The sequence below is a fragment of the Streptomyces sp. NPDC031111 genome, from assembly GCF_055570675.1.
On record NZ_JBVIGS010000003.1, the window covers coordinates 40204 to 65558 of the forward strand.

Consider the following 25355-nt stretch of genomic DNA (forward strand, 5'->3'; position numbering starts at 1 on the left):
GCTCTCTTTCCTAGTCGTCCAGGTGTGCGGAGGCGACGGACAGGTCCACCGCGCAGCCCTGTTCCGCGTGGATCAGGACGGACAGTTCGACATCGGTCGTCCCGCGCCCGACCGTGAAGGTGAACTCGGTGCCGGGGGCGCCCGTCTGCACCTGGTCCTTCCCGGCGCCCGACGCCGAGGTCACGGTCAGCTCGGTGCCGGGCACGCACACCGGGGCGTTCGGGTCGTGCGGGTCCACGCCGAAGGTGAGGATGAGGCGCGGCCTCGGGTCGCCGACGGGCACGGTGGCGGTGACGGTGTCCCCGTCCACCAGCGGAGGGCCGGGGGCGAGCTTCACGCGGTGCGTGACGTCCACGGGGCGGCTCTCCAGGAACGCCCGCACGCCCAGGGCCGGAAGCCCCACGGCCAGGACGGCCAGCGGGATCACCACGAGGACGAACGGCGGCCACAGCGGTGGCTGCCCGTCGGGGCCCCGGCGCCCGATCAGCGGCAGCATGGCGGCGGCGAAGGCCAGCAGGGCCGCCGCGGTCACCCCGACCACCGCGGCGTCCCCGCCCAGCGTCAGCCAGACGGCACCCGCCGCGAGGACGGTCACCAGATCCGCCAGGAGCAGGAAGGTGATCACCCACGCGCCCGCGGCCGCGTCGCGGACCCGCAGCGCCGCACGCCGCAGCCACGAGGGACGTGGCGGACCGTCGTCGCCCGGGGGGTTCGCACCGGCCGACGCACCCGGCGCGGCGCTCGTCACGTCGTTGGTCACGCGCGCAGCATAGGGGCACGCAGAGTGACGCAACGGGCCTCTTCACCCGGGTGGTTGACTACGGAGCGAAGTGGCCCGCGACCGCGTACCGATGTGCTACGACGCGGCCCCCGACCCGTCGGAAGGGTCGCGCGGCCGTGCCGTGCTGCCCCGTTCCACCAGGCGGGTCGACAGTTCCGTACGGGTGCTCTCCGGGCGGTGGCCGTCCATCATGCGCAGCAGCAGCCGCAGGGCCGTCGCGGCCATCTCGGAGAGGGGCTGGCGGACCGTGGTCAGGCCCGGGGTCAGCCAGCGTGCCTCCGGCAGGTCGTCGAAGCCGACGACGCTCATGTCGTCCGGTACGCGCAGTCCCCGCTCGGCGAGGACCTCGTAGACGCCCAGCGCCATCCGGTCCGAGCAGACGAAGACGGCCGTGGGCGGCTCCGGCAGATCGAGGAGTTCGCGCATGCGGCGGCCGGCCGCGGCCTCACCGGAACCGGCGTACCGGACGTACTCGGGCCGGTGCCGCACCCCTGCCGCTGCGAGGGCCGAGCGGTAGCCGGCGATCCGCGCGTCGGCGCACAGCGTGTGCCGGTGGCCGGCGACGACCGCGATCCGCTGATGCCCCAGGGCCAGCAGATGCTCGGTCGCCGTCGCCCCGCCCCGCCAGTTCGCCGCGCCCACCGAGACGACGCCCGCCGGCGGCTCGAGCACCGGGTCGATCATCACGAACGGGATGCGGTGCTGCTTCAGCCAGGCGTACTGCGGCTCGCTCAGCTCGGCGAGGTGGAACAGCACGCCCGACGAGCCCCGCAGGACGAGTTTGTCCAGCCAGCCCCGCTCCGGCCCCTCCGACCGGCTCCGCGTCAGGGCGGCCGAGACGACGAGCTCCAGACCCGCGTCGTCCGCCGCCTCCCCGGCGCCGTGCAGCACCGCGCCCGACCCGGAGGTCTCCAGCGAGTGGACCACGAGGTCCACCAGGCGCGGCGCCCGCCCGCCGTCGAACCGGGGCCGCCGGATGTACCCGAGCCGGTCCAGTGCCTCGGTGACCCGGCGGCGCGTCTCGGGAGCCACGTCCTCGCGGCCGTTGACCACCTTGGACGCGGTGGGCACCGACACCCCCGCCTCGCGGGCCACGACGGCGAGCGTCGGCCCGGCCGTCACGTTGGCACTCCCCGCACGGACCATCGGGTACCCCACCTCTCCACCGGATAGAAAGCGGCTCTCTCTGGAGGCAGCTCCGGAAAACGGCCGTAGAAAGCGCTTCCTACTGTAGATCCGGTGCCCCGGAGCGGGAAGAACCCTCACACGCACCCGGGAATACGGATGGGCGTCGTGGTGCTGTTGTGACTCCGGCGGGTTCGGCCGGTGCGCGACGCGGCACCACGCGCCACGGCGCGGTGAAGGGCTGGTGGGCATATGACGGCAGACCGAGAGAACCCCGTGGTCAGAACCCCGTACGGGGCCGTACGCGGCCGGTGGGAGCACGATGTCGCGGTCTTCCGGGGCATCCCGTACGCAGCACCACCCTTCGGCCCCCGCCGCTTCCGCCCGCCCGTCCCACCCGAGCCCTGGGACGGCGTACGCGAGGCCGCCGCGTTCGGCCCGACGGCCCCCAAGCCCCCGTACTCGGAGGCGTTCGCCCGGTACCTCTCCGACCCCGTCGTCCCCGGCGACGACTGCCTCAACCTCAACGTGTGGACCCCCGACCCCGCCCCCGGCGCCCGCCTCCCGGTCCTCGTCTGGCTCCACGGCGGCGCCCTGACCAGAGGCTCCTCGGCGGTCCCCGTCTACGCCGGCCACACCTTCGCCCGTGACGGTGTGGTGTTCGTGTCCGTCAACTACCGCCTCGGCGTGGAGGGTTACGGCCTCTTCCCGGACGCCCCCGCCAATCCCGGCCTGCGCGACCAGCTCGCCGCCCTGCGCTGGGTGCACGAGTCGATCGAGGCGTTCGGCGGCGACCCCGGCCGCGTCACCCTCGCCGGCCAGTCCGCCGGCGCGATCAGCACCGGCGCGCTCATCGCCGCCCCGCAGGCCCGGGGCCTGGTCCAGCGGGCCGTCCTCCAGAGCGGCCCACCCGAGACCACGGAGCGGGACAAGGTCCGCCGGATGGTCCGCCGCATGGCGCACCGGCTCCGCGTCCCCGCCACCGCCGACGCCTTCGCCCACGCCGACCGGGAGCAACTCCTGCGCGCCCAGGCCGACGTCGGCCGCCTCAGCAGCCCGGTGCTGGGCGGCCCCGCCTTCGGCGTCGTCGTCGACGGCGACCTGGTCCCGCGCGACCCCCTGGAGGCACTCACGGACGGCGCGGCCCCCGGCGTGGAGCTGCTGACCGGCTGGACCCGCGACGAGTACCGCCTCTGGCTCGTCCCCGGCGGCCTGGTGGAACGCGTCGACCGCCTGGGCGCGGTCGCCCTCGCCGGCGCGATGGCCCGCTGCCGCTGCGGCAGCGAGGTCCCGCGCGGCTACCGTGCCCTGCACCCGGACGCCGGCACCGCCGAACTCGTCGGCCAGATGGTCACCGACCACCTGCTCCGCATCCCGCTGCACCGCCTGGCCGACGGCCGCACGGAGCCGTCGTACGTCTACGAGTTCGCCTGGCCCTCCCAACGCCCCGGAATGGGCGCCTGCCACGCCCTGGAACTGGGCTTCGTCTTCGACAGCGGCGACGAGCCGGACGCCCGCAAACTCGCGGGCGAGGGCGCGCCGCGGGAACTTTCGCGGGCGATGCACGCCGCATGGGTGGGGTTCGTCTCCGACGGTTCGCCGGGCTGGGAGAGATGGGACGCCACGCACCCCGTACAGGTCTTCGGCGACGGCGCCCCGCACCTCACCCACGGCCCACGGGACCGCGAACTCGCCCTGTGGACCACTGCCACCCCCGAGGACGCCGCCGAGTCCTCGCCCCCGGAACTTCGGTCGGTGGTACGCCGACTGCGCCGCAGCGGGGCGCTCCGCCGGACCTGACACGGGGCGCGGTACGAGATGCCGGGGCGGAGCCCGTCCGGGAGAATGGGGAGGGGAAAGGGCCGACTCCTCCGGTCGGCCGACCGGCTGTGCCGGGGTGGGCAGGCCCTCCACGGAGGGAGCCCGGAATGAGTTTCGACTTGATCAACGACGCACGACAGCATCCGGAGAAGTACCCGCCGCACGGCAACTCCGCAGGCGCGACCATGACCGCGTGTGCGACGGGATTCGCCTCTTCCCCCCAGCTGACGGACGCGGCGAACGCTCACAACAACTTCCTGAAGGACCAGTCGAGGGACTGGGCCGTCACCGGCGACAACATGCACCGCGGCCCCAGCGGGAGGCTGGTCTGGGAGGCCGGGGAGCCCATGGACCAGGCCGGCTACCACTCCTGGCGGGCGGAGAACGTGGCCGTGGGCTTCCCCACCGCGGAGGAGGCGGTCCGCTTCTGGATGCAGGACGACGAACGCTTCGGCTGGGGCCACCGCAACGCGATCCTCAGGCCCGAGACACAGGAGGCGGGCCTGGGCCACCACGAGGGCGGACCGTGGGGCCACTACTGGACGCTGGACATGGGCACGAGGTAGCCCACTCTCAGAGCTCGGACTCGCCCCACACGGTCACGTTCACGGCGTCGCCGACGGACAGCTTGCCGGTGCGGACGACGGCGTACTTGGTCCCGTAGGCGATGCCTCCCTCGGTGGCGCGGCGGTAGCCGGCGAGGGTACGGAGCGGCTCCGGTCCCGCCTTCGCTCCCGTGCCCTGTTCCACCATGGTGACCGCGCAGCGGATGGCGAGCTTGGCGTATCCGAGCTCCGTGTCGCCGATGCGGATGCGGTGCGCGCGGTCCTCGGTGTGCGGTTCGTCCCAGCCGTCGACCACGATGTTGGGCCGGAAGCGGTTTATCGGCAGGGGCGGGAGGCCGCGTTCGGCCAGTTTGCAGTTGAGCAGGTCGAGTGTGGCGCGCGAGACGACGTGCAGGGCGCAGCTGTCGGCGTAGGCGGAGGTGCCGGGCGTCCTGCCGTCGGTCACTCGGTCGTGCTCCGGCGGCACGCGTACGAGCCGGCTCGGCGCGCGGAGCACCTCCGAGAACCAGTCGGCTGCCGCGTCCCCCTGGTCGATGCCCTGGTACACGGTTCCGAACAGCTCCACTTTCCGGCGGGCGGAGGCCGTGTCCACACGCAGGTCCAGAGCCTCGAACTCCGGTGCCTGGAGGGTGAGTCGCTCGCCGTCGCCGCTGATCCTGGGCCGGACCAGGGCCAGCCGAGGATCTCTGCGCTGCGTCCGCCCCACCCCCTCCGCACTGACAACCATGAAACTCCGATCGTGCGCGAGCCCGGCGGGCGTCAGCGAGGCGGTGTCCGTGGAGGTCCCGGCGCATCCCTTGACCGGGTAGTACGTCAGCTCGACAACACTGGCCATGGTGGTCCGTCCTGTTCTGCTGGTTGGTGACGGCGGTGCTCGGTCCTGGCAGAAGGATCTCGCATCGGGACCGGTGAGCCCATTCAGCGGTGACGTAGGTGTGGGCGGAGCCGACAGAAATGCGGAAACCCGCAGCCAGTTGAGCCAGGGGGTCATGTCGGCGCAGGTATGCCAGAGCGAGCACCGCCCGCGCATACGGTCGGAGCATCGTCACCCACTCCATGAGTACGGGACCAACAGGGCTCCTGGCGAGTTGAGACCTATACACCTCTTTCAACGGCACGGGAGCCCTGTCCGTTGCCTACGGTCCGGTCGTCACCCATCCGAGGCCACCCTGAAAACCCTCACTAATCGACAGATCCCTGGAGCCCGTTGGCACCGCGGCATAGAGTTACGAATGGGTCGTCACCGAAGTTCCGCGAAACTCGGGACACCCTCGTCTGATTCGGCGGGCCTGGTACCGGGCCGCATTGTTTGGAGAGGTGTGGCCTCTAGGTGTCGGTGGACCGGGTTGACGTTTTGGTCATCGCCACGTTGCAGGAGGAGTTAGCAGAGGCGAAGGCCGCGGGCCTCGCCGGGGTATCTGGCGACCCTGGGGTGGCGCGGTGGGAGGAGCGCGGCGCGGGGGGATCGGCCCCGTACTGGTGGGGTGAGTACTGTCGAGAGGACGGCCGACGCTTGTCGGTGGCGTTGGCACGATCGACGCACATGGGCAGCCGGGAAACGGCGCCAATCGTGACCACGTTGACCCATCTGTTGCAGCCCAGATGCCTGGCTATGTGCGGGGTGTGCGCGGGTAACCCTGACGACATGGCTCTCGGGGATGTCGTGGTAGCCGACCCGGTCTACGAATGGGACGAGGGCAAGCAATCCCCGGCGGGGCTGAAAGGTGACAATCGGCAGTTCCGGCTGGACCACCGTTGGCTGCACGCGGTGCAGGACTTCACTCCCGAAGGGCTGCCCAGTTACCGCTCGGCCGACGATGAGGACGCGCTGCTGTGGCTGTTGGAACGGTTGTACCGGGACCAGGATCCACGGAGCCATCCCGCGCGTCGCCGGTATTTCCCGGAAGGCACGTGGAGGGTGCGGCTGCAGCAATGGGAACAAGGAGGATTGATCGGCCGTGCCCGAACCGGGTTGGAGTTGACCGACCAAGGTGCCGAGTTGGTGCAGGGGTGGTTGTACGACGACGTGGACGGGCCATGGCGTCTGCCTTTCGAGGTGGTGGCGGCCCCGATGGCGTCGGGGAGCGCGGTGGTCGCCGATCCCGGGCTGTGGGTCCGGTTGCAGGGCATGGGGGTGCGAAAGATCGCTGCGGTGGAGATGGAGGCCGCTACTGTCGCCACGGTGGCGCACCAGCATCGGGTGCCGTACTGCCTGATCGCCAAGGGCGTCATGGACCACGCCGACGGCAACAATGATGATCGGCACAAGGGGTTTGCGGCCCGCGCCTCGGCCGAGGTGTTGTACGCCTTGCTTGCCCAGTTGCTGCCCACCGCCGAAGCGGACAGCAGTGGCCAGGTCCCGTCGATCGCACCCTTCGCCCGGATCGACGATGCCGATATCTACGGCGACGGCGACCCGGCGACCATCGCCTTGCAGCGTGACGAGTACGACGCCGCCACAACCGCCCCGCTGCCCGAGTTCCACGAGGTCATCGATCATCTGAGCACGCGCCGCATCGCCCGCGTCTCCGGGGAGTCGGGCACGGGAAAGACCACGATGGCGGCCATGATCGGACGTGACGCCGCGCGGGTCGACGCGGCCTTCTACGTCGACCTGGCGAGCCTCAACGCGCCGTTCAGCGTCACCGACACAGCTCTGCTGCTCGAGCGCCTCACCACCCTCGACGAGCCAGGCAGACTGCTCATCGTCGACAACACACACCTCGATGGACGTCTGGAACGGACCATCGTCAATCACTGGCTGGCCACCTGCGGTCGCGGTTTCATGCTGCTGCTCTCCCGGCGCGACGAGCACGACAACCGCGTGCCGACCGTAAGGCTCACCGTCAGCGACAGGTCGCTGCTTGCCGTGTGGCGTCGGACAGATGCCTTCGCCCATGCTGCCCTGGCCCTGCCGTCGGACGGCGCTCTCATGAGATGGAAGGAGACGTTCCCCGACCTGGTGACGTTCGCACTCGCGATGCGCGGAAGCATCGGTCGGCTGGCGGCCGGCGCGACCACGCTTTCCCAGCAGGACGCCGTCGCCTTCATCCGGTCGCGGTATCTCACGGGCCGCAGCGCCGACGAGGAAGAGAACCTGCGCCGCCTGGCCACGGCCGGACGATACGAGTTCGGTCTGAGCTCCGGCTCGCTTGTCTCCGACGGCCTGTCGAAGCTCGTCATGGAAGGTCTCATCCACTCCCGCGAGCGCTACTACACCCTGGGGCATCCGGCTGTGGCGCGGCTGCTGCTGCGCGCGCTAGGCGTATCGACCGACTCCGCGGAGCTGAAGCAGATCGCGGTCACCGAGCCTTATGTCGCCTGCGGGATCGCCTCGCGACTCGTCCAGGCCGGACGCCGCACCGACGCCGCGCGGCTACTCGCGCACCTGGTCGAGAACGGCATCATCCGCAAGGACATCCTCGCGGAGTCCAATCTGTCCAACCTGTCGCGGACGACACGCCAGCTCGTCTCCCTCGGTGTCGCGCAGCTCTCGGACATCGACCACCAGCTTTCATTGGAGCAGGAGCTCCTCGCCACCAAGGTCCAGCAGTCCTCACCGCCGGACGTCATGCACTTCTTGCAGTTCCTCAAGCTGCTACCACGAACCACCGCCTTGTTCAGCACGCTGCTCAAGCAGCCGGCGGTACGGCAGGAGTTCATAGCCTGGTCCTACGACGCGCCGGTCTGGTCCTTGCTGAACGTCGGGTTGGCCGCCCGCCGGTTCGACGACGAGTTGAGCAGGAAGCTGTTCGCCATCCTCTTCAACGTGCGGGCCGCCGACGTGGCGGAGAAATTGAGCAAGGCCAGCTCGTCCGAGCTGGGTAGCTGCTTTCGGGCCAGCGAGATCGCGGAGCGGAACGCCGAGTTCGTCGCCGTCATGTCGGAGCGGGTCGGCGCGTCGATCCCCGAGGTGGTGCGCCACTGCATACGCCGGGGACCTGGTGAGGTGATCCACTACCACGCCTTCCTGCAGCGGAGACGTCCGGAGCTGGCGACGGCGTTCCGGGACCGGCTTGCGAGCGCTGAAACCTGGCCCGAACTCAGCGACGCGCTCGCCAGCAGACACGTCGGGCTCCTGGTGCACCTGTTGGCGTGGGCGGACACCCACGGGCAGGCCGATCTGAGCAGGCACCTCGAGGAGGTCATCGGCGACCGCCTGCGAGGCGACACGCTCGCTTGGGATCTGCCACTGCTCACCGCCGACGACTTCGCCGCCATCTTCTCGGCGGCCGGCAACTCCCGGACGCTCAGCGGAGCGCTCCCGGCGTTGCGCCAGTGTCTGGGCGAGCACCTGGACATTCTGGCTCGGGCCACCCTCGCGCGCGGGTTGGGGCAGTACGTGCATCTGTCCGACGTCCTTGCCCGTCATGCGGCAGAGCTGGCGTCGGACTTCCGTCGTCAGCTGCTGAGCGCCGAGCTCCGTGAGCTTGCCGTGGCGCAGGAGCGGCGCGCGCCCGTGCACGTGGTTGAGTCCGTCCGCAAGTGGACCGCGCTCGAGCCCTCTGCCCCGGAGGAAATCCTCCAGGGAGAAGAGCTCGCCGCGGCCTCCGCCGACCAACGGGCGATCTCGCGCAAGGACATCGGCTTGGCCTGCCGCACCTCGGACGCCCTCTTCGAGCTACACGGTTTCGCCGGCAGCGAGGAATGTCGGGCCGCCCTGTCACCGGTCGGCCTCACCGCCCCAGCCGTCATCGGGCGGTACCTCGTCCTCGCCTCACGTCCAGCCTTCGCCGACCGGTCGGAGGCGCTCGCCGCGTTCGCGGGGCTGCCCCGGTATGAGCGTCACGTCGCGCTGGTCGGCGCGATCCGGATGGTCGGTACCCATCCAGCGGACGAAAGGGCGTTCTGGGGCGCGCTGCTCTCCTCCACGGACGCCGTGCTCACGCCGTCGATCCAGCGTTCGTTGCTTGGGGCGAGTGCGGGGCGCGCGCTGGCCATCGCGAGAGGACTCGGCGGGGCCGAGCCCGGGGCGAAGGAAACCGTGCCGAAGCTGTGCGCGACCATCGTCCGCGACTGGTACAGCGCGAGCGCGGTGGACCTGGCAACTCCGCACTTCGAGGGCATGCTGTACGCGTACGCGCGTGATCCGGGCAGCACGTTGCCACCGCTGCTGCCGTATCAGGCGGTCTCCATGGCACATACGCTCCGAGCGATGGGCCGCGTGAACGCGGAGCTGGAGTCGAAGCTGGTCACGGCGTTGCGGCGCGAGGTCATGCAGAACGTGAGCGCCATCCACCGCCAACGATTCGCGGCGTGGGCCGATTACTCCGACATCGCCTCGGCCGCGCTGGCTTGAGTAGGGTCGGGGACTTGCACGGGGGCCTGGGAAGGCTCCGTTTCCAGCCCCCGCCCGTCAAACCGGGCCAGCCCGGAACTCTCACCGGGGGCCTTGTCGAATACGCCTTCCACATCCGCGAGGAAGGTTTGACGCTCCTCCTGCATGGGGTTCGATTGGGCCAGTGCTGAAGGGTCGCCCTGATCTGAGGATTGATCGACGCGTATGGAGCTTCTTCCTTATGTCGCTGCTCATGCCGTCACGGTGGCGGGGTGGCCGGCTTCCGTTGGTGAGGTCGTCATGTGGTGTGGGCGGCAGGAGTTTCCCGTGTCCGCGCGGACGATTGCTGAGTGGCAGCGGGATGACGACGTGCGGGCTCACGTTCTTGTCGAGGGGGAGAGGGTCGTCGGGTATGGCGAGTTGTGGTTCGACGCCGAGGAGGACGAGGTCGAGCTCGCCCGGATCATCCTGGCACCCGACGTCCGTGGGAAGGGGCTCGGCCGTGTGCTGGTGCGAGGGCTGCTCGCGCAGGCTCTCCGGGCGGGCTACTCCGACGTCTTCATGCGCGTGCACCCCGACAACGAGACCGCGCTGCGGTGCTATCGCGGTGCCGGATTCGTGCCGGTCGAGGTCGGCCTTGCCGAGAGTTGGAACGCGGCTCAGCCGGTCGACTACGTCTGGCTTCAGCGCGGGCCCGAGGTTGCGGGTGGTTGATCCCGGCGGACGGCGGGTGCCTGCTACGCCGGTGCGGTGCTCGTGTCCTCCGACGGTACGGACAGGAAGGCGGTCCAGGCCTTCGGGGTGACGGTGAGGTGGGAGGCGTCCGGGGTCTTCGAGTCGCGGATGTGGATGGTGGTCCGGGTGATGGCGACTTCGAGGCAGTTGCCGCCTTCGCTGCCGCTGTAGCTCGACTTGAACCACCGAAGTGCGGTGCTGCTCATTGCTCTCCCAGGAGACGGTCCAGCAATTCCCTCGTGTCCTCAGGCGTGAGGGCCTGTGACCGCAGCATCGCACACTTCTGCGTGAGGATCGCCACCTCATCGGGATCGGCGATCAGTTGGCTGCCGCGCTGGTTCTCCGTGTAGGCGAGCCGCTGGTGTTCAGGAGTCTCCAGCAGCACGAACGGGCCGTCCAGCGAAGCGTGACTTGCACGGTCAAGGGGCAAGACCTGGAGCATGAGGCCCGGCAGTTCGGAGCAGGCTCGCAGCTGACGGAGTTGCTCGGCCCAGACTTCCTGCCCGCCGATCGGCGCACGCACCACCGGTTCCCAGACCACGAAGCAGGTGATGGGCGCGTCCCTGCCATGCAGGATCCCCTGGCGCTCGATGCGCGCCGTTGCCATTCGGGCGATGGTGTCCTCGTCATAGAACGGCACGCGACTGCGGAACACCGCCCACGCGTACGCCTCCGTCTGGAGCAGGCCGGGCAGCACCTGGTTCTCGTAGGACGAGATCGCGATCGCTTCCCGCTCCCTGTCCAGGAACTCCTCCGCCCACAACGGAACCAGATCAATTTCCGGCATCCGGCTCAGTGCGACCGACAACGCGCCCTTGGTGCACAACAACTCGTCGAGTTGCTCGGCGAGGTCCGGCTTCAGCGGGCGTCTGCCCTGTTCGATCGACGCGATCTGCTGCTCGCTGATGACGAACCGTTCGCCGAGCGACCGCTGGGTGTGCCCGGCCGCTTGGCGGTACAGGGACAGCAGCGCGCCCACCATCTTCATCGCTGAGGCGTTCCGCCGTGTCGTGGTGCCCATGAGGTCGAACTCCCCACCCGTGCGCGTACGTTCCCCGTCGCCTACGCGTACGGTCGAGCCGTACGGGTGCGCGGACTGTTCCATGGTGAGCACGGAGCGTCACTCTCGTCCCGTGAATGATGAAACATCACCCTCCCCGCGTGAGCGCTTCTTTCGTCGTGAGCGTCGCTCCGTACCCGGTGCTCGGGCGTTCGCCCGTCGGGTGCTGGAGGACTGGGGTGTGCGCGGGCGCACGGACGATGTGCTGTTGTGCGTCAGTGAATTGGCGACCAATGCGCTGCTTCATGGCGTGCCGCCCGGCCGTGGATTTCTGCTGCGCCTCCTGCCGTATGCCGACGGTCTTCGTGTCGAGGTGCATGACAGCGGGGGCGGTGTGCCGCACGTACCGGATGAGGCGCCCGACGAGAGCGGGCGGGGGCTGTTGCTCGTCGCCGGGCTGGCGGACAAGTGGGGCGTGGGGGAGCGGGACCCCGGGAAGGTGGTCTGGTGCGAGTTCGCTACGCAGCCCGCAGCGCCGACGCCACCGACGCGATCGTCTCCGGGCCCACCCGGCAGCACCCCCCGATCAGTCGAGCCCCCGACTCACGCCAGCCCCTCACCTGCCCGGCACTGAACGTCGACCGGCCCGTCCACGCCCGCGCCCCGGCGTCCCACGTCTCGCCGCTGTTGGGGTAGACCACCACCGGTTTGCCGGTGACGCGGGCGGCGACGGCGACGGCGTGGTCCGCGTCCTCGGGCGTGCAGCAGTTCACACCGACCGCGATCACCTCGTCCGCCCGCGCCGCCAGCGCGAAGGCGTCCTCCAGCGGCTGGCCGGCGCGGGTGCGGTCGCCGGACGCCGAGTACGACAGCCAGGCCGGGACGCCCAGGCCGCGCAGGGCTCGGAGCAGGGCTTCCGCCTCGTCCGTGTCGGGGATCGTCTCCAGGGCCAGTGCGTCCGGGGCCGCCGCCGCCAGGACCTCCATGCGCGGGCGGTGGAAGCGTTCCAGCTCCGCCACGCTCAGCCCGTACCGGCCCCGGTACTCCGAACCGTCCGCGAGCATGGCGCCGTACGGGCCGACCGAGGCCGCCACCCACAGGGGCCTGGACGTCCGGGCCCGCCGGGCCGCCGTACGGGCGCACTCCACGCTCAGGGCCAGCAGGCCCGCCGCGTCCTCCCGGCCGATCCCGCGGCGCGCGAAGCCCTCGAACGTCGCCTGGTAGCTCGCGGTGATCGCCACGTCCGCGCCCGCCTCGAAGTACGCGAGGTGGGCCGCCGTCACCGCCTCGGGGTCCTCGGCGAGCAGCCGGGCCGACCACAGCTCGTCGCTCAGGTCGTGGCCGGCCGCCGCAAGCTGGTTGGACATGCCGCCGTCCAGTGCGACCGTGCCGTCCGCGAGGGCGTCAGCGAGGGCGCGATTGGTGCTCATGCCGGTGACGTTAGTCGAGGTCACCGGCTCACAGCGCGCCACGGCCGCACTCTGCTGGGATGCTGAGAGGGAGCACGGCCGAACAGGGCGGTGAGTGCCATGACGGAGCTCGAAGAGGACAGTCCGCCCGCGGCGGACGCCCGCGCCGCCGACCCGCACGGGGACCCGTTCCTGCGGACCCGGTTCGCCGTGCCCGCGCGTCCGGTGACGTTTCTGCGGCGGGAGCGGCTGATCAGGCACCTCGACCAGGGGCTGCGCACTCCGCTGACCATGGTCAACGGCGCGGCGGGTGCGGGGAAGACCCTGCTGGTCGCGGACTGGGTGGCCCGTCGGGACAGGCGGTTGCCGGTCGCCTGGCTCACCACCGACACGGGCGGGGACGGGCCAGGCGTGTTCTGGGCGTACCTGCTGCGCGCCCTGCGCGGCGCCGGCGTCCAACTGCCCGCCGACATCGGTTTCCCGGCCGACCCGAGCAGGGTGAGCCCCACCCTCCAGGCCCGGCTCGCCGCCGAGCTGAGCGTGCGCGAGCGGCCCGTGGTGCTGGTGCTCGACGAGTTCGACCGGGTCACCTCCCCGGAGATCGCCGAGCAGCTGGAGTTCGTGCTGCGCCACGCCGGGCCGGGGCTGCGGCTGGTCCTCGTCACCCGTACCGAACCGCTGCTGCCCCTGTACCGCTACCGGGCCGCGGGCGAGATGACGGAGATCAGGGGCGCGGAGCTGGCCTTCACCCCGCAGGAGGCGGCCGAGCTGATGGAGCTGCACGGGCTGCGGCTGCCCCCGGCCGCCGTGCGCGCCCTGGTGGAGCGCACCGGGGGGTGGGCCGCCGGGCTGCGGCTGAGCGCCCTGGCGGCGGGGGAGAGCCCGGACCCCGAGGCGTATCTGGAGGAGTTCGAGGCGGACCGCAGCACGATCGCCGACTTCCTGCTGGCGGAGGTCCTCAAGCGGCAGGACGCCGCGACGCAGGAGCTGCTGCTGCGGGTCAGCGTGCTCGACCGTTTCTCCCCCGGCCTGGCGGACGCGCTCACCGGGCGCGAGGACGCCGAGGCCATTCTGGCCCGGCTGAGCAGGGACAACGCGTTCGTCGAACACCTCGGGCACGGCCTGTACCGGCTGCACCCGCTGTTCGGGGAGATTCTCCGCGCGCATATGCGGATGCGACGGCCCGGTCGGGAACCCGAGCTGCACCGGCGGGCCGCCGAGTGGCTGCGGCGGTCCGGGGCCCTGGCGGAGGCGCTGGGGCACGGTGCCGCCGCCGACGACTGGGAGTTCACCGCCCGTGCTCTCGTCGACGACCTCGCCATCGGCCAGTTCTTCACCGGGCCGCGCTCCGACGCGGTGGCCGAGCTGTTCTCCCGTATGGGGTGGGAGAGCACGGGCCCGGCCCCGGAGCTGGTGCGGGCGGCCGGGCGTCTGGCCCGGTGCGAGGTCGACGGCGGGCTGGCCCATCTGCGCCGCGCGCGGCACGGGCTGAGGGAGGACGACGGCACGGCGGCGGCCCGGCTGAGCTGCGCCCTGCTGGAGGCCCTCGCCGCCCGGCTGGCCGGGGCGCCGGAGCGGGCGGAGGACGCGGCGCGGGCGGCCGGGAGGCTGCGGGAGGCGGTCCCCGCCGAGCTGCTGGACCGGCATCCCGAACTGACCGCGCTGCTGCTGGACCATCTGGGTTCCGCGCGGCTGTGGGCCGGGCGCTTCGAGGAGGCGCGGGACGCCCTGTCCGCCGTCGCCGACTCCGCCCCGGAGGCGGCCACGGCGCTCCCGCGCGAGGACTCGCTGGGGCGGCTCGCCCTGATCGACTATCTGGACGGCTGGCTCGGCAGGGCGGAACGCAGGGCCCGTGAGGCCCTCGCGGAGACGGAGCGGTTCGGGCTGCCCCGGCCGTCCGGCTCCGGTGTCGAACGGCTCGTCCTGGCCGCCGTCGCCGTGGACCGCGACGAGCTGGGGCAGGCGCAGGCCCTGCTCGACACGTCGGCCGAGGCGCACCCCGCGATGCGGGACCCCGTACTGGAGGCGGGACGGGCCCTGACGGCCGCGCGTCTGCATCTGGCGCGCGGGGATCCGAGGGCCGCGCTCAAGGCGGTGGAACCGGACGTGCCCGCCGACGGCTTCTCGCCGTGGGCGCGCGGGCAGACGGCGCTCGTCGCGGCCAACGCCCATCTCGCCGAGGGGCGCGCGGACGCGGCGGCCGCTCTGCTGCGGGAGGTGCCCGACGAGGAGGTGGCCTGCGCGGTGGGGGCCGCGCGGGTCCGGGCCGCCACCGGCCGGGCCGCCGAGGCCGTACGGCTGCTGGACCGGGTGCGCCCGGAGGGGCGCGCCGGGCCCGCGGTGACCGTCCGGGCCGCGCTGGTGCGGGCGCAGGCCGCGGACCAGGCGGGAGATGCCGTGGCCGCGCGCAGGCTCGTGGTGCGGGCGCTGGTGGAGGCGCGCCGGGAGCGGCTGCGGCGCCCCTTCGTCGAGGCGGGGCCGTGGATCCGGCCGTATCTGGGCACGCCCTCCCTGAGCTGGCTGACGACCGACTGGCTCGCACCGGCCGCGACGGCGTCCGGTCCGCCCCCGCGACGGCACGAGCCGCCGCCCGCCGTCGTCGAGGAGCTGAGCGGACGCGAGCGCGACGTGCTGCGACGGCTGGCGCTGACCATGTCCACCGAGGAGATCGCGGCCGACCTGTACGTGTCGGTGAACACGGTCAAGACCCATCTGAAGAGCGTCTACCGGAAGCTGTCCGTCAACCGCCGCAACGAGGCCGTGCGGCGCGCCCGCGAGCTGGACCTGCTGTGACGAGGGGGACACCGTGAAGCACTGGCGTGCGCTGGCCGTCCTGGGGACCGCGCAGTTCCTGATGGTGCTCGACACGTCGGTCATGAACGTCTCCATCAGCCAACTGGTGGACGACTTCGACACCGAGGTCACCGCCATCCAGGCCGTCATCACGCTGTACGCGCTGGTCATGGCCGCCTTCATGATCATCGGGGCCAGGCTGGGGGACATCCTCGGACGCCGCCGCCTCTTCCTCGGCGGACTCGTCGTCTACGCCACCGGATCGGCCCTGACCGCCCTCGCCCCCACGCTGGGGGTCCTGGTGCTCGGCTGGTCGGTCATCGAGGGAATCGGCGCCGCGATGGTGCTCCCGGCCATGGCGGCGCTCGTCGCCGAGTCCTACCGGGGGCGGGACCGGGCCGTCGCCTACGGGGTCGTGGGCGGACTGGCCGGTGCCGGGATCGCCGTGGGGCCCCTGCTCGGCGGGTGGGTGACGACGTACCTCACCTGGCGGCTGGTCTTCGCCGGGGAGGTCGTCGTCGTACTCGCCGTGCTCGCCCTGCGGAGCGCGATCACGGAGGTCCCGAGGGCCGGCGGGCGCCCCCGGCTGGACGTCGTCGGCGCCGTACTGTCGGCGGCGGGTCTGGCGCTCGGCGTGCTCGGCGTGCTCCAGAGCGGCACCTGGGGCTGGGTGCGGCCGCGCAACCCGCCCTTCACCGTCCTCGGGTTCGCGCCCACCCTGTTCGTCGTCGCCGCCGGAATCGCCGTCCTCGCGGCCTTCCGGTGGTGGGAGCGGCGCCGGGACGAGCGGGGCGCCGATCCGCTCGTCCACCTGTCCCTGCTGCGCCTGCCCGTCCTGCGGTCCGGCCTGATGTCGCTGGTGAGCCAGAACCTCATCCTGCTGGGCCTGTTCTTCACCATTCCCCTGTACTTGCAGGTCGTCCAGGGCTTCGACGCCTTCGAGACGGGGCTCAGGCTGCTGCCGGTGTCCGTCACGATGCTCGTGACCTCGCTGGGCGCGGCCCGGCTCGGGCGTCTGGCCGGGCCGCGCCGCGTCGTCCGGCTGGCCCTGCTCACCGTCGCGGCGGCCGTCGTCTGGCTGCTGGCCACCATCGACCCGGTCATCGACGACGCGAACTTCGCTGGCGCGATGGCCCTGCTCGGGGTCGGCATGGGCCTGTTCGCCTCCCAGCTCGGCAATGTCGTCCAGTCGGGCGTGGGCGAGGAGGAGCGCAGCGAGGCCGGCGGGCTCCAGTACACGGCGCAGAACCTGGGCTCCTCCCTGGGCACCGCGCTCATCGGTTCGCTGCTCATCGGCTCCCTCGCGCACGCCTTCACCGCACACGTGGAGGACGACCCCCGGCTCTCCCAGCAGGCACGCGAGCAGGTCGGTGTCGCCCTGGAGGCCGGGGTCACCTTCGTGCCCACCGACCAGGTGCGCTCTGCGGCGGTCCGTGCCGGGCTCCCGCCGTCCGAGGTGGACGCCGTGACGGACTCCTACGCGTCGGCGCAGCTCGACGGGCTGAAGGCGGCGATTCTCGCCACCGGCGGGATCACACTGGCGAGTTTCCTGGTCACATCGCATCTGCCGGGGCGGCCGGCCGACCGGACCCGGCGGGCCGGGATGCCCGCCGGTTCCGTCCCACCGCCCGGCTGAACCCGAGGAGGCCCTGATGTCCGGCAGCCGGCACCTCGCGGCGGGCCCTGCCGCGCGCACCGCCGAGCGCAGGGCGCGCGCCGACTACACCGGCGGTGTCTACGGATCCATGCTCGCCGCGTCGGTCGTCGTCGGCGCCGGCACCCTGGGCTCGTTCCCCCGGCTGGAACTGGTGCTGCTGCTGTTGCTCACCGGTCTGGTCTTCTGGATCGCCCATGTGCACGCCCTGCTGTTCGGGGAGCGGCTGGCGAATCGGAGCCCGGACCGCAGTGTCGTCCTGCACGTGTGCCGTGAGGAGTGGCCGATCGTGAAGGCCGCCGTGCCTCCCGCGGCCGCCGTGGCGGTCAGCCCGCTGCTTGGGCTCGGCGTCCAGGGCGCCGTGTGGTTCGCGCTGGCCGTCGCCGTGGCCGGGCAGGTGGGCTGGTCGGCGGCCGCGGCCCGGCGGGCGGGTGCCACCCGGCGTCTGATGGCGGTGTCGGTCGCGGTGAACCTGGTGCTCGGCCTGGTGATCGTCTCGTGCAAGCTCTGGCTGAAGCACTGAGCCGACCTCTGGCTGAAGCACTGAGCCGCACACCCGCACCGGGCTTCCCTCTCACCTGTACGGGGTGAGCCGGGCCACCGTCCGGCCGCGGGACGATGGGAGCCACGGGCGCGGCCCGCCCGTCCCAGGCCACCCGGGGAGCGGCTCATGCGCTACGAGATCCGTGTCGACGGGCATCTCTCGGAACCGCTGATCAAGGTTTTTCCGGAACTCGACCACGTGACGATGTCGGGGCAGACCCTGCTGTTCGGGCACGTCGTCGACGAGGCGCACCTGTACGGGCTGCTGGCCCGCTGTCAGTCACTGGGCCTCAGGGTCCTGGAGCTGCGTCAGGTGCCGGAGTGAGCGCCCGGCCGGTTCACGGGCTCTCGGCGCGCACCCTGCCGGACCGGACGGCGTCCCCGAGCGCCTGGAAGTCCCGCTCGTTGCGGTCCGCGTAGTCCTGCGCGAAGCCGGTGAGCGCCCGCTCGAACCGGTCGCTGCGGCCCAGGTACGCGGCGATGGCGATCGGGTCGCCGGACCGGGCGTGGGCCCGCGCCAGACTTGCCCCGCACAATTGTCCGAACAGTCGCAGCAGGCCCGGGTCCATGGTCTCCGGCCGGGCGATGCCCTTCCAGTCGCGCAGCTGCCGTACGTAGAAGTCCCGGGGCCGCCCGTCGAGTCCCACGGCGTGCGTCCAGCCGAGCAGGATGTCGCTGGTCGTCTGGATCAGCCGCTGACCGGCCACCACCCGGCGGCCCTGGTTCTCGAAGCGCTCACCGGCCGTGTGCGGGGCGAGCACCGACTCCTGGGCCTCCTTGGCCTGGAGCAGCAGGGGATCGTCGTCGTCCCGGCCGAGCAGGAGCACGATCCAGCACCGGGTGCCGACACTGCCGACGCCCACCACCTTCCGGGCCATGTCGACCAGGTGGTAGCGCCCCAGCAGATGGCGGCGCTCCGACGACAGCGAGCGCGCGTAACCGTCCAGCACCGCGCTCAGGGCCTCCGCCTCGGCGGAGGGGTCGTCGAGCAGGTCGCGCAACGGCGTGACCAGCGGCGGATCAGGGGTGATGCGCCGACCGTCGGCCGAGACGCGGGTGAGTTTCGCGAACGCCTGGAGATGCGTGCGGGACCGGGCACGCTCCGTCGCCTCCCGGGTACGGCGGCGGGCCTCGCGGTCCATCGACGAGTCCAGGAGCTCGCGCAGCCGCCCGGCGTCGTCCTGGGCGTACCAGATGTCGAGGGTGCGCATGCCGGCGAACTCCCGCATGCGCCGGCGGTACGCCTCCACGCAGGCGCGCACCGCGCCGTTCTGCTCCTCCACCGTGAAGCCGTTCGCCCGGCCGGCGATGGCGAAGCTCGCCGCGAGCCGCTTGACGTCCCATTCGAAGGGACCGGTGTGGGTCTCGTCGAAGTCGTTGATGTCGAACACCAGATGGCGCTCCGGGGAGGCCAGCAGGCGGAAGTTGAGCAGATGGGCGTCACCGCACAGCTGCACGGTCAGGCCGGTGTCCGGGAGCGGCCCGAGATCGGCCGCCATGACCGCCGCCGCTCCCCGGTAGAACCGGAAGGGGGACTCGAGCATGCGGCCGTAGCGGATCGGCACCAGCTCCGGCAGCCGGGTGGCCGACTGCCGTTCGAGCACGCCGACGGGCTCCCGCCGTCCCCGGGCCGCCTCGAACCAGCCGTGGGAGGACCGCGGCGCGCGGCTGCGCGCGTTCCTGCCGCCGGCGGCCCGGTCGGCCGGAGTCGGGGAGGCGCTGAAAGGACTCGGTACGGCCATCGCTCACTCCCGCCTGCGTCGCGAAACGGCGACTGTCCAGCCCATCCCACCGCGCCCGCGCCGCCCTGGGCTCACCCCTCGTGGGTGACCCGGTGACGGGCGGCCGGAGGGACGCTGTACCGGCGGGGCGGCGCCCCGTACGCGTCGTCACAGGACCCAGGAGGAACCATGGCCGTGACCCGCGGTCCGGCACCCGGTGCCGGGCCGGAGCACACGCCCGACGGCACGGCGCCCGGACCACCGGGTCTCCCCGTCGACACACTGGCGGCACTCGGGCGCTCGTGGCAGTGGATCCTCGGCTCCGCCGTCGCCACCTTCGTGCCGGGCGTCGTCGTGCTGGTGTGGCCGGAGACGACACTGCACGTCCTCGCGGTCCTCATCGGCCTGTACCTGCTGGCGACCGGGGCGTTCCGGTTCGTCGGTGCCCTCGGGCGGGAGGACCCGGGCGAACGGCTCCCCGGCCTGCTGCTCGCGGTCCTGTTCGTCCTGGCCGGGGTGCTGTGCCTGCGCGACCCGCTTCAGACCGTCGCCGTCCTCTCCCTCGTCGTCGGGGTCGTCTGGCTGGTGTCCGGGATGCTGACCCTGTTCACGGCCGTCTCCGCGAGGGACCTGCCGCACCGCGGCGTCGTCCTCGGTGCCGCGGTGCTCGCCGTCGTCGCGGGGATCGTCGTCCTGGCCATGCCCGCCGAATCGGCGCGGGCGCTGACCCGGCTGCTCGGCCTCTGGCTGGTCCTGCTCGGACTGGTCGAGGCGGCCGTCGCCCTGGCCTGGCGGGCCGCCCTGCGCGGGCCGGGCGTCACCGGCACGGCCCGCCGACCAGCCGGGGCGGGCTGACACATCCCGCCGGGCGCCCCGGCACTTCACCCTTCCCGGGTGAGGCAGCGGTGCCCCGCCGCGCACACGCTGAGGGCGGAGCAGAACGGCAACGTCGGGCACAGGCGGCCCGGAACGGAGGAAGAGATGAGTGGGGCGACCTATCTCGCGTACGACTATCCGCTGCTGAGCGCCTTCTGGACCATGCTGGTGTTCTTCCTGTGGATCATGTGGTTCATCCTGCTGTTCCGGATCGTCGTCGACATCTTCCGTGACGACGACCTGAGCGGCTGGGCCAAGGCCGGCTGGCTGGTGTTCACGGTCGTCCTGCCCTTCCTGGGCGTGTTCGTCTACGTGATCGCCCGGGGCAAGAACATGGGCCGCCGCGAGGTGGCGCAGGCACGCGCCCAGCAGGAGGCCTTCGACAGCTACATCCGTGAGACCGCCAAGGGGACCGGCGGGCGGGCGAGCAGTGTCGACGAACTCGCCCGGCTGTCGGAGATCAAGGCTCGCGGTGACATCTCGGACGACGAGTTCCGCAGGGCGAAGGAACTGGTCCTGAGCGGCCACGGCGCCACGGACCACCCGGGTCCCTTCGCCTCCTCCGCCGGACGCTGAGCCGGCACGACACCGAATCGAGGTACCGGGATGACAGCGACACACCCGACACACGGAGCGACCGGCGCGCACGCGCCGACGGCCAAGCGGCACTGGGCCGAGGGCCTGACGGTCTTCGCCGCCGTCACGCTGATGATCGTGTCCGTGCTCGACATCCTCCGGGGCATCATGGGCATCGCCGAGGACGACGTCTTCGTCACGACGCAGAACTACGTCTTCGAGTTCGACCTCACCGGCTGGGGCTGGACCCACCTGGCGCTCGGTGTCATCGGAGTGCTCGTCAGCCTCGGGCTGGTCCGGGACGCCATGTGGGCGCGTATCGCCGGCGTGACGATCGCCGGGCTGATCATCATCGCCAACTTCCTGTCCCTGCCGTACTACCCCGTCTGGTCCGTCGTGATGATCGCCTTCTCCGGCTTCATCATCTGGGCGCTGTGCGTGTCGCGTTCGCACGGCCGGGCCGACCGCTGAGCGTCGGCCGCGTGCGGACCGCCGGCCGGGAGGGCACGGGATGGGCACGCCTGTCCCTCCTCGCCCTCGCGGCCGGCGTTCTGGTGCCGCTCGTGGCCGCCGGACTGCGCAGTGTGCTCTGGGCGCTGCTGGGCATCGCCGGACTGGCCCTCGCCGCCATGGGGCTGTGGTGGACGCTCGCCCACTCCGGCGTGGTGCGGATCGCCGGCGCGGTGCTGTGCGTGACGGCGCCGCTCACGGTCCTCGCCCTGTACGCCGCGGGCGGGATGCTGGGGCCGGCCGCGGTGTCCCTGGCGCTGTGGGTGGGGGCCGTGGCCGCCGCGCGGGCGGCGGTGGCGCCCGCGAGCGCGGCGCACGTGCCCGCCCCTCCGCCTCGCCGGCCCTGGGCGCTCATGAACCCGCGCTCCGGCGGCGGCAAGGTGGAACGCTTCCGGCTGGCGGACCGGGCGCGTGCGGCGGGCGTCCGGGTGGAGCTGCTGGGCGCCGGGCACCAGGACGTCACCGGACTCGCCGAGGGCGCCGTACGCGACGGAGCGGATCTGCTCGCCGTGGCCGGAGGGGACGGCACCCAGGCGCTGGTCGCCGAGGTGGCCGCCCGGAACGACCTGCCGTTCCTGGTGATACCGGCCGGCACCCGCAACCACTTCGCGCTCGATCTCCGCCTCGACCGGGACGATCCGGCGAAGGCCCTCGACGCCCTGACGGACGGCGTCGAACTCCGCGTCGACCTCGGGTTCGCCGCCGGGCGGGTGTTCGTCAACAACGCCTCCTTCGGCACGTACGCGGCGGTCGTGGCCGATCCCGCGTACCGGGAGGAGAAGCGGCGGACCACACTCCGGATGCTGCCGGGGCTGCTGTCCGGGCCCTCGGCGTCCCGGCTGCGGATGCGGGCCGACGGGACCGTCGCGGACGGGCTCCAGGCGCTGCTCGTCAGCAACAACCCCTATCTGCGGGCGGTGGACGCGGCCAGGCCGGGCCGCAGGGAGCGGCTGGACTCGGGACGGCTCGGGGTGCTGGGAGTGCGGGTCGAGAGCGCGGTACGGGCCGCCGGTGCGGCCCGCGGCCCCCGCGCGGCCGGCCTGCTGCGGCTCACCGCCGAGCAGGTCGTCGTGGAGGCGGACACGCCGACCGTCCCGGCCGGCGTGGACGGGGAGCACGTGCCGCTGCCGGCCCCCGTGGTGTGCCGGATCGCCCCCGGGGCGCTGCGGGTGCGCGTTCCGCGCGCCGCCGTGGGTACGCGGTGGGGGAACATGACACCCGACTGGCCGCGGGTGACGACACTCGCGCTGGGCCGACGGGACGACGGTCCGTGAGACGGCGGTTCCGGCCGTGACCGGGAAGGCGGTGGACGATGTGCCGTTGGCTTGCCTATGCGGGCACTCCCATCCTGCTCGACAGCATCCTCTACAAGCCGGTGCACTCACTGATCGACCAGAGCCTGCACGCCAAGATGGGGGTCGAGACGACCAACGGTGACGGGTTCGGCGTGGGCTGGTACGTGCCGGACAAGGACAGCCCGGCGGTGATCCGGGACATCGGGCCGGCCTGGAGCGACCGCAACCTGCGGGAGATCGCCGAACACGTCGTCTCCCCGCTCTTCTTCGCCCACATCCGGGCCTCGACCGGCTCGGCGGTGCAGCAGACCAACTGCCATCCGTTCCGGTACGGCCGCTGGATGTGGATGCACAACGGGGCGATCGAGGAGTTCCCCCGGCTCCGGCGCGACCTCGCGCTGTCCGTCGAGCCGCCGCTGTTCCCGTACGTCGAGGGCTCCACGGACTCGGAGATGATGTTCTACCTCGCGCTCAGCCTCGGTCTGGAGGAGGACCCGCCCGCCGCCGTCGCCCGGATGGCCGGCCTGGTGGAACGCGTCGGCCACGAGCACGGCGTGGAGCACCCGCTCCAGATGACGGTCGCGGTGACCGAGGGCGTGCGCCTGTGGGCCTTCCGCTACTCCAGCGAGAAGAAGTCGCGCTCGCTCTTCTACAGCACGCGCGTGGACACGCTGCGCTCCCTCCACCCGGACGTGGCCTTCCTGCGTGAGATCTCCGACGACGCCCGCCTCATCGTCTCCGAACCCCTGGGCAACCTGCCCGGCGCCTGGAACGAGGTCCCCGAGGGCACGTACGGCGTCGTCCAGCCGGAGGGCGACCGGATGGGGACCTTCACGCCGGTCGCGGCCTGACGGGCCGGAATCGGGTCGCGGGAGGCGGCCGCGGTCCGGCACGCTGCCCGCATGGACCGGGCTGAGGTACTGCTCGTCGGAGGACGAGCCGGTGTCGGCAAGTCGACCGTGGCGTGGGAGGTTTCGGCGCGGCTGCGTGCCGCGGCGGTCTCCCACGCCGTCGTCGAGGGCGACTTCATGGGACAGGTGCATCCGGCACCGGAGGGGGACCCCCACCGCGCGGAGATCACCGAGTGCAATCTGACCGCCGTGTGGGCCAACTTCGCCCGGCGGGGATACCGGCGCCTCGTCTACACGAACACGGCCAGTGTGCTGCCCGAGGCGACGGGCATGTTCGAGCGGGCGATGGGGGCCGACGTGAGGATCGTACGGGTCCTGCTCACCGCGTCGGACGCCACCGCCGGCGAGCGGCTGAGGGGCCGGGAGATCGGTTCGGAGCTGGAGCGGGAACTGGCGGGCAGTGCCCGTTCCGCGCGGCTTCTGGACCGGCGTGCCGAGGCGGGGACGGTACGGGTGGTGACGGACGGGCGGTCCGTCGTGGACATCGCGCGGGAGGTGGTGGCCGTGACGGGTTGGGCCGTCCCGCCCGCGCATCCCTGACCGATACGCCCCGCCGGACCCGTTGACCTCTCCCTGACACGCCTTTACCTTTTCGGCGTTCGTCATGTCAGATGCCGTTCGAGATATCGAATTGGCGAAGCGTGTCATCTTCCCCACGAGAGGCAGACCGCATGAGCCGCGCCGCCGACGACCTGCCCGACCTGCCCCCGCCCCCCGCCCGCAGACTCCTGCTGAAGGGCGCCCTCGCCGCGGGCGCCCTGGCCGCCGCGAGCCCGGCCGCCGCCTACGCCGCCACATCCCCGAAGGCAGCCCCGTACGTGAACCCGCTCGTCCCCCACCGCGCCGACCCGCACATCACCCGGCACACCGACGGCTTCTACTACTTCACCGCCACCGCCCCCGAGTACGACCGCATCGTCCTGCGCCGCTCCCGCACGCTCAACGGGCTGGGCGCCGCCGCCGAGTCCGTCATCTGGCGGGCGCACCCCACCGGGAACATGGGCGCCCACATCTGGGCGCCGGAGATGCACCGCGTCGACGGCAAGTGGTACGTCTACTTCGCCGCCGCGCCCGCCGAGGACGTGTGGGCCATCCGCATCTGGGTGCTGGAGAACGCCCACCCGAACCCCTTCCGCGGCACCTGGGTCGAGAAGGGGCAGGTCAAGACCGCGTGGGAGACCTTCTCCCTGGACGCCACCACCTTCGCCCACCGCGGCACCCGCTACCTCGCCTGGGCCCAGCACGAACCCGGCATGGACAACAACACCGCCGTCTGGCTCTCCGAGATGGCCGACCCCTGGACCCTGACAGGCCCCCAGATACGGCTGTCCACCCCCGAGTACGACTGGGAGCGCGTCGGCTTCGCCGTCAACGAGGGACCGTACGTACTGCACCGCAACGGCCGTCTGTTCATGACCTACTCGGCCAGCGCCACCGACCACAACTACTGCGTGGGCCTGCTGACCGCCGACGAGGACAGCGACCTCATGGACCCCGCGAGCTGGACCAAGTCGCCCGTCCCCGTCTTCACCAGCGACGACACGACCCGGCAATACGGCCCCGGGCACAACTGCTTCACCGTCGCCGAGGACGGCCGTACCGACGTGCTCGTCTACCACGCCCGCCAGTACAAGGAGATCACGGGCGATCCGCTGGACGACCCCAACCGCCACACCCGCGTCCAGAAGCTCGGCTGGAAGCCGGACGGCACCCCGGACTTCGGTGTCCCCGTGGCCGACACGGCGGGGGAGGGGGCGTGAC

23 protein-coding genes and 1 pseudogene are annotated in these 25355 nt (G+C 72.0%); 16 read left to right on the top strand and 8 right to left on the bottom strand.

Going from position 1 to position 25355, the window contains the following annotated elements:
• Positions 1-10 precede the first annotated feature (10 nt).
• Entirely contained in the window at positions 11-760 is a 750-nt protein-coding gene (locus ACZ470_RS07415) for a hypothetical protein (protein WP_468425278.1), read from the bottom strand.
• 96 nt (positions 761-856) lie between these two features.
• Entirely contained in the window at positions 857-1927 is a 1071-nt protein-coding gene (locus ACZ470_RS07420; protein WP_468425280.1) for a LacI family DNA-binding transcriptional regulator, read from the bottom strand.
• 231 nt (positions 1928-2158) lie between these two features.
• On the opposite strand from ACZ470_RS07420, the gene ACZ470_RS07425 reads away from it, so the two are divergent.
• Positions 2159-3706 (top strand): carboxylesterase/lipase family protein, encoded by a 1548-nt coding sequence (locus ACZ470_RS07425; protein ID WP_468425281.1) that lies wholly within the window; start codon positions 2159-2161, stop codon positions 3704-3706.
• Between the two features lie 128 nt (positions 3707-3834).
• On the top strand, positions 3835-4293 hold the full coding sequence (locus ACZ470_RS07430; protein ID WP_468425283.1) for a CAP domain-containing protein: 459 nt from the start codon (positions 3835-3837) through the stop codon (positions 4291-4293).
• 7 nt (positions 4294-4300) lie between these two features.
• Here ACZ470_RS07430 and ACZ470_RS07435 read toward each other — a convergent pair whose 3' ends face one another.
• The gene (locus ACZ470_RS07435; protein ID WP_468425285.1) at positions 4301-5128 is read right to left on the bottom strand and encodes an MOSC domain-containing protein; all 828 of its coding nucleotides are present in this window, start codon (positions 5126-5128) and stop codon (positions 4301-4303) included.
• Between the two features lie 85 nt (positions 5129-5213).
• Positions 5214-5351, bottom strand: a pseudogene (locus tag ACZ470_RS07440) (transposase family protein); the annotation flags it as partial.
• A gap of 587 nt (positions 5352-5938) precedes the next feature.
• Here ACZ470_RS07440 and ACZ470_RS07445 point away from each other — a divergent pair.
• Both ACZ470_RS07445 and ACZ470_RS07450 read left to right on the top strand, forming a co-directional pair.
• The gene (locus ACZ470_RS07445) at positions 5939-9592 is read left to right on the top strand and encodes a phosphorylase family protein (protein ID WP_468425286.1); all 3654 of its coding nucleotides are present in this window, start codon (positions 5939-5941) and stop codon (positions 9590-9592) included.
• Positions 9593-9796: 204 nt separating this feature from the next.
• Entirely contained in the window at positions 9797-10285 is a 489-nt protein-coding gene (locus ACZ470_RS07450; RefSeq protein WP_468425288.1) for a GNAT family N-acetyltransferase, read from the top strand.
• Positions 10286-10308: 23 nt separating this feature from the next.
• Here ACZ470_RS07450 and ACZ470_RS07455 read toward each other — a convergent pair whose 3' ends face one another.
• Together ACZ470_RS07455 and ACZ470_RS07460 are read right to left on the bottom strand one after the other, a co-directional pair.
• A complete protein-coding gene (locus ACZ470_RS07455; protein WP_468425290.1) occupies positions 10309-10512 on the bottom strand; it encodes a DUF397 domain-containing protein in 204 nt (67 codons plus the stop codon).
• The gene (locus tag ACZ470_RS07460; RefSeq protein WP_468425291.1) at positions 10509-11327 is read right to left on the bottom strand and encodes a helix-turn-helix domain-containing protein; all 819 of its coding nucleotides are present in this window, start codon (positions 11325-11327) and stop codon (positions 10509-10511) included. The genes ACZ470_RS07455 and ACZ470_RS07460 overlap by 4 nt, the downstream gene beginning before the upstream one ends.
• An 82-nt stretch (positions 11328-11409) precedes the next feature.
• Here ACZ470_RS07460 and ACZ470_RS07465 point away from each other — a divergent pair, with 82 nt between their 5' ends.
• The gene (locus ACZ470_RS07465) at positions 11410-11940 is read left to right on the top strand and encodes an ATP-binding protein (RefSeq protein WP_468425293.1); all 531 of its coding nucleotides are present in this window, start codon (positions 11410-11412) and stop codon (positions 11938-11940) included.
• Here ACZ470_RS07465 and mmuM read toward each other — a convergent pair.
• The gene (mmuM, locus tag ACZ470_RS07470; RefSeq protein ID WP_468425295.1) at positions 11825-12736 is read right to left on the bottom strand and encodes a homocysteine S-methyltransferase; all 912 of its coding nucleotides are present in this window, start codon (positions 12734-12736) and stop codon (positions 11825-11827) included. The genes ACZ470_RS07465 and mmuM overlap by 116 nt on opposite strands.
• Positions 12737-12835: 99 nt before the next feature.
• Here mmuM and ACZ470_RS07475 point away from each other — a divergent pair, with 99 nt between their 5' ends.
• The 4 genes from ACZ470_RS07475 to ACZ470_RS07490 all read left to right on the top strand — a co-directional run bounded on the left by ACZ470_RS07475 (position 12836) and on the right by ACZ470_RS07490 (position 18030).
• Positions 12836-15508 (top strand): winged helix-turn-helix domain-containing protein, encoded by a 2673-nt coding sequence (locus ACZ470_RS07475; protein WP_468425296.1) that lies wholly within the window; start codon positions 12836-12838, stop codon positions 15506-15508.
• A gap of 13 nt (positions 15509-15521) precedes the next feature.
• The gene (locus ACZ470_RS07480; RefSeq protein ID WP_468425297.1) at positions 15522-17144 is read left to right on the top strand and encodes an MFS transporter; all 1623 of its coding nucleotides are present in this window, start codon (positions 15522-15524) and stop codon (positions 17142-17144) included.
• A gap of 16 nt (positions 17145-17160) precedes the next feature.
• Positions 17161-17685, top strand: coding sequence for a hypothetical protein (locus ACZ470_RS07485; protein WP_468425299.1), 525 nt, complete (start codon positions 17161-17163; stop codon positions 17683-17685).
• Positions 17686-17832: 147 nt separating this feature from the next.
• Positions 17833-18030, top strand: coding sequence for a hypothetical protein (locus ACZ470_RS07490; RefSeq protein WP_468425301.1), 198 nt, complete (start codon positions 17833-17835; stop codon positions 18028-18030).
• A gap of 13 nt (positions 18031-18043) precedes the next feature.
• Here the strand turns inward: ACZ470_RS07490 and ACZ470_RS07495 are convergent, their stop codons facing one another.
• Positions 18044-19447, bottom strand: a complete 1404-nt coding sequence (locus tag ACZ470_RS07495) for a DUF2252 domain-containing protein (protein WP_468425302.1) — start codon at positions 19445-19447, stop codon at positions 18044-18046.
• A gap of 168 nt (positions 19448-19615) precedes the next feature.
• Between ACZ470_RS07495 and ACZ470_RS07500 the strand changes: the two genes are divergently transcribed.
• From ACZ470_RS07500 to ACZ470_RS07530, 7 genes are all read left to right on the top strand, one after another.
• Complete coding sequence (locus ACZ470_RS07500) at positions 19616-20281, top strand: HdeD family acid-resistance protein (protein WP_468425304.1); 666 nt, start codon at positions 19616-19618, stop codon at positions 20279-20281.
• A gap of 126 nt (positions 20282-20407) precedes the next feature.
• A complete protein-coding gene (locus ACZ470_RS07505; RefSeq protein ID WP_468425305.1) occupies positions 20408-20878 on the top strand; it encodes an SHOCT domain-containing protein in 471 nt (156 codons plus the stop codon).
• Positions 20879-20908: 30 nt separating this feature from the next.
• A complete protein-coding gene (locus ACZ470_RS07510) occupies positions 20909-21349 on the top strand; it encodes a DUF7144 family membrane protein (protein ID WP_468425307.1) in 441 nt (146 codons plus the stop codon).
• Between the two features lie 11 nt (positions 21350-21360).
• Positions 21361-22662, top strand: coding sequence for a diacylglycerol/lipid kinase family protein (locus tag ACZ470_RS07515; protein ID WP_468425308.1), 1302 nt, complete (start codon positions 21361-21363; stop codon positions 22660-22662).
• A gap of 38 nt (positions 22663-22700) precedes the next feature.
• Positions 22701-23534: a class II glutamine amidotransferase gene (locus ACZ470_RS07520; protein WP_468425310.1), complete on the top strand. Its 834-nt coding sequence runs from the start codon at positions 22701-22703 to the stop codon at positions 23532-23534.
• Positions 23535-23585: 51 nt separating this feature from the next.
• A complete protein-coding gene (locus ACZ470_RS07525) occupies positions 23586-24134 on the top strand; it encodes an AAA family ATPase (RefSeq protein WP_468425311.1) in 549 nt (182 codons plus the stop codon).
• A gap of 131 nt (positions 24135-24265) precedes the next feature.
• A complete protein-coding gene (locus ACZ470_RS07530) occupies positions 24266-25354 on the top strand; it encodes a glycoside hydrolase family 43 protein (protein ID WP_468425313.1) in 1089 nt (362 codons plus the stop codon).
• Position 25355: the final 1 nt, after the last annotated feature.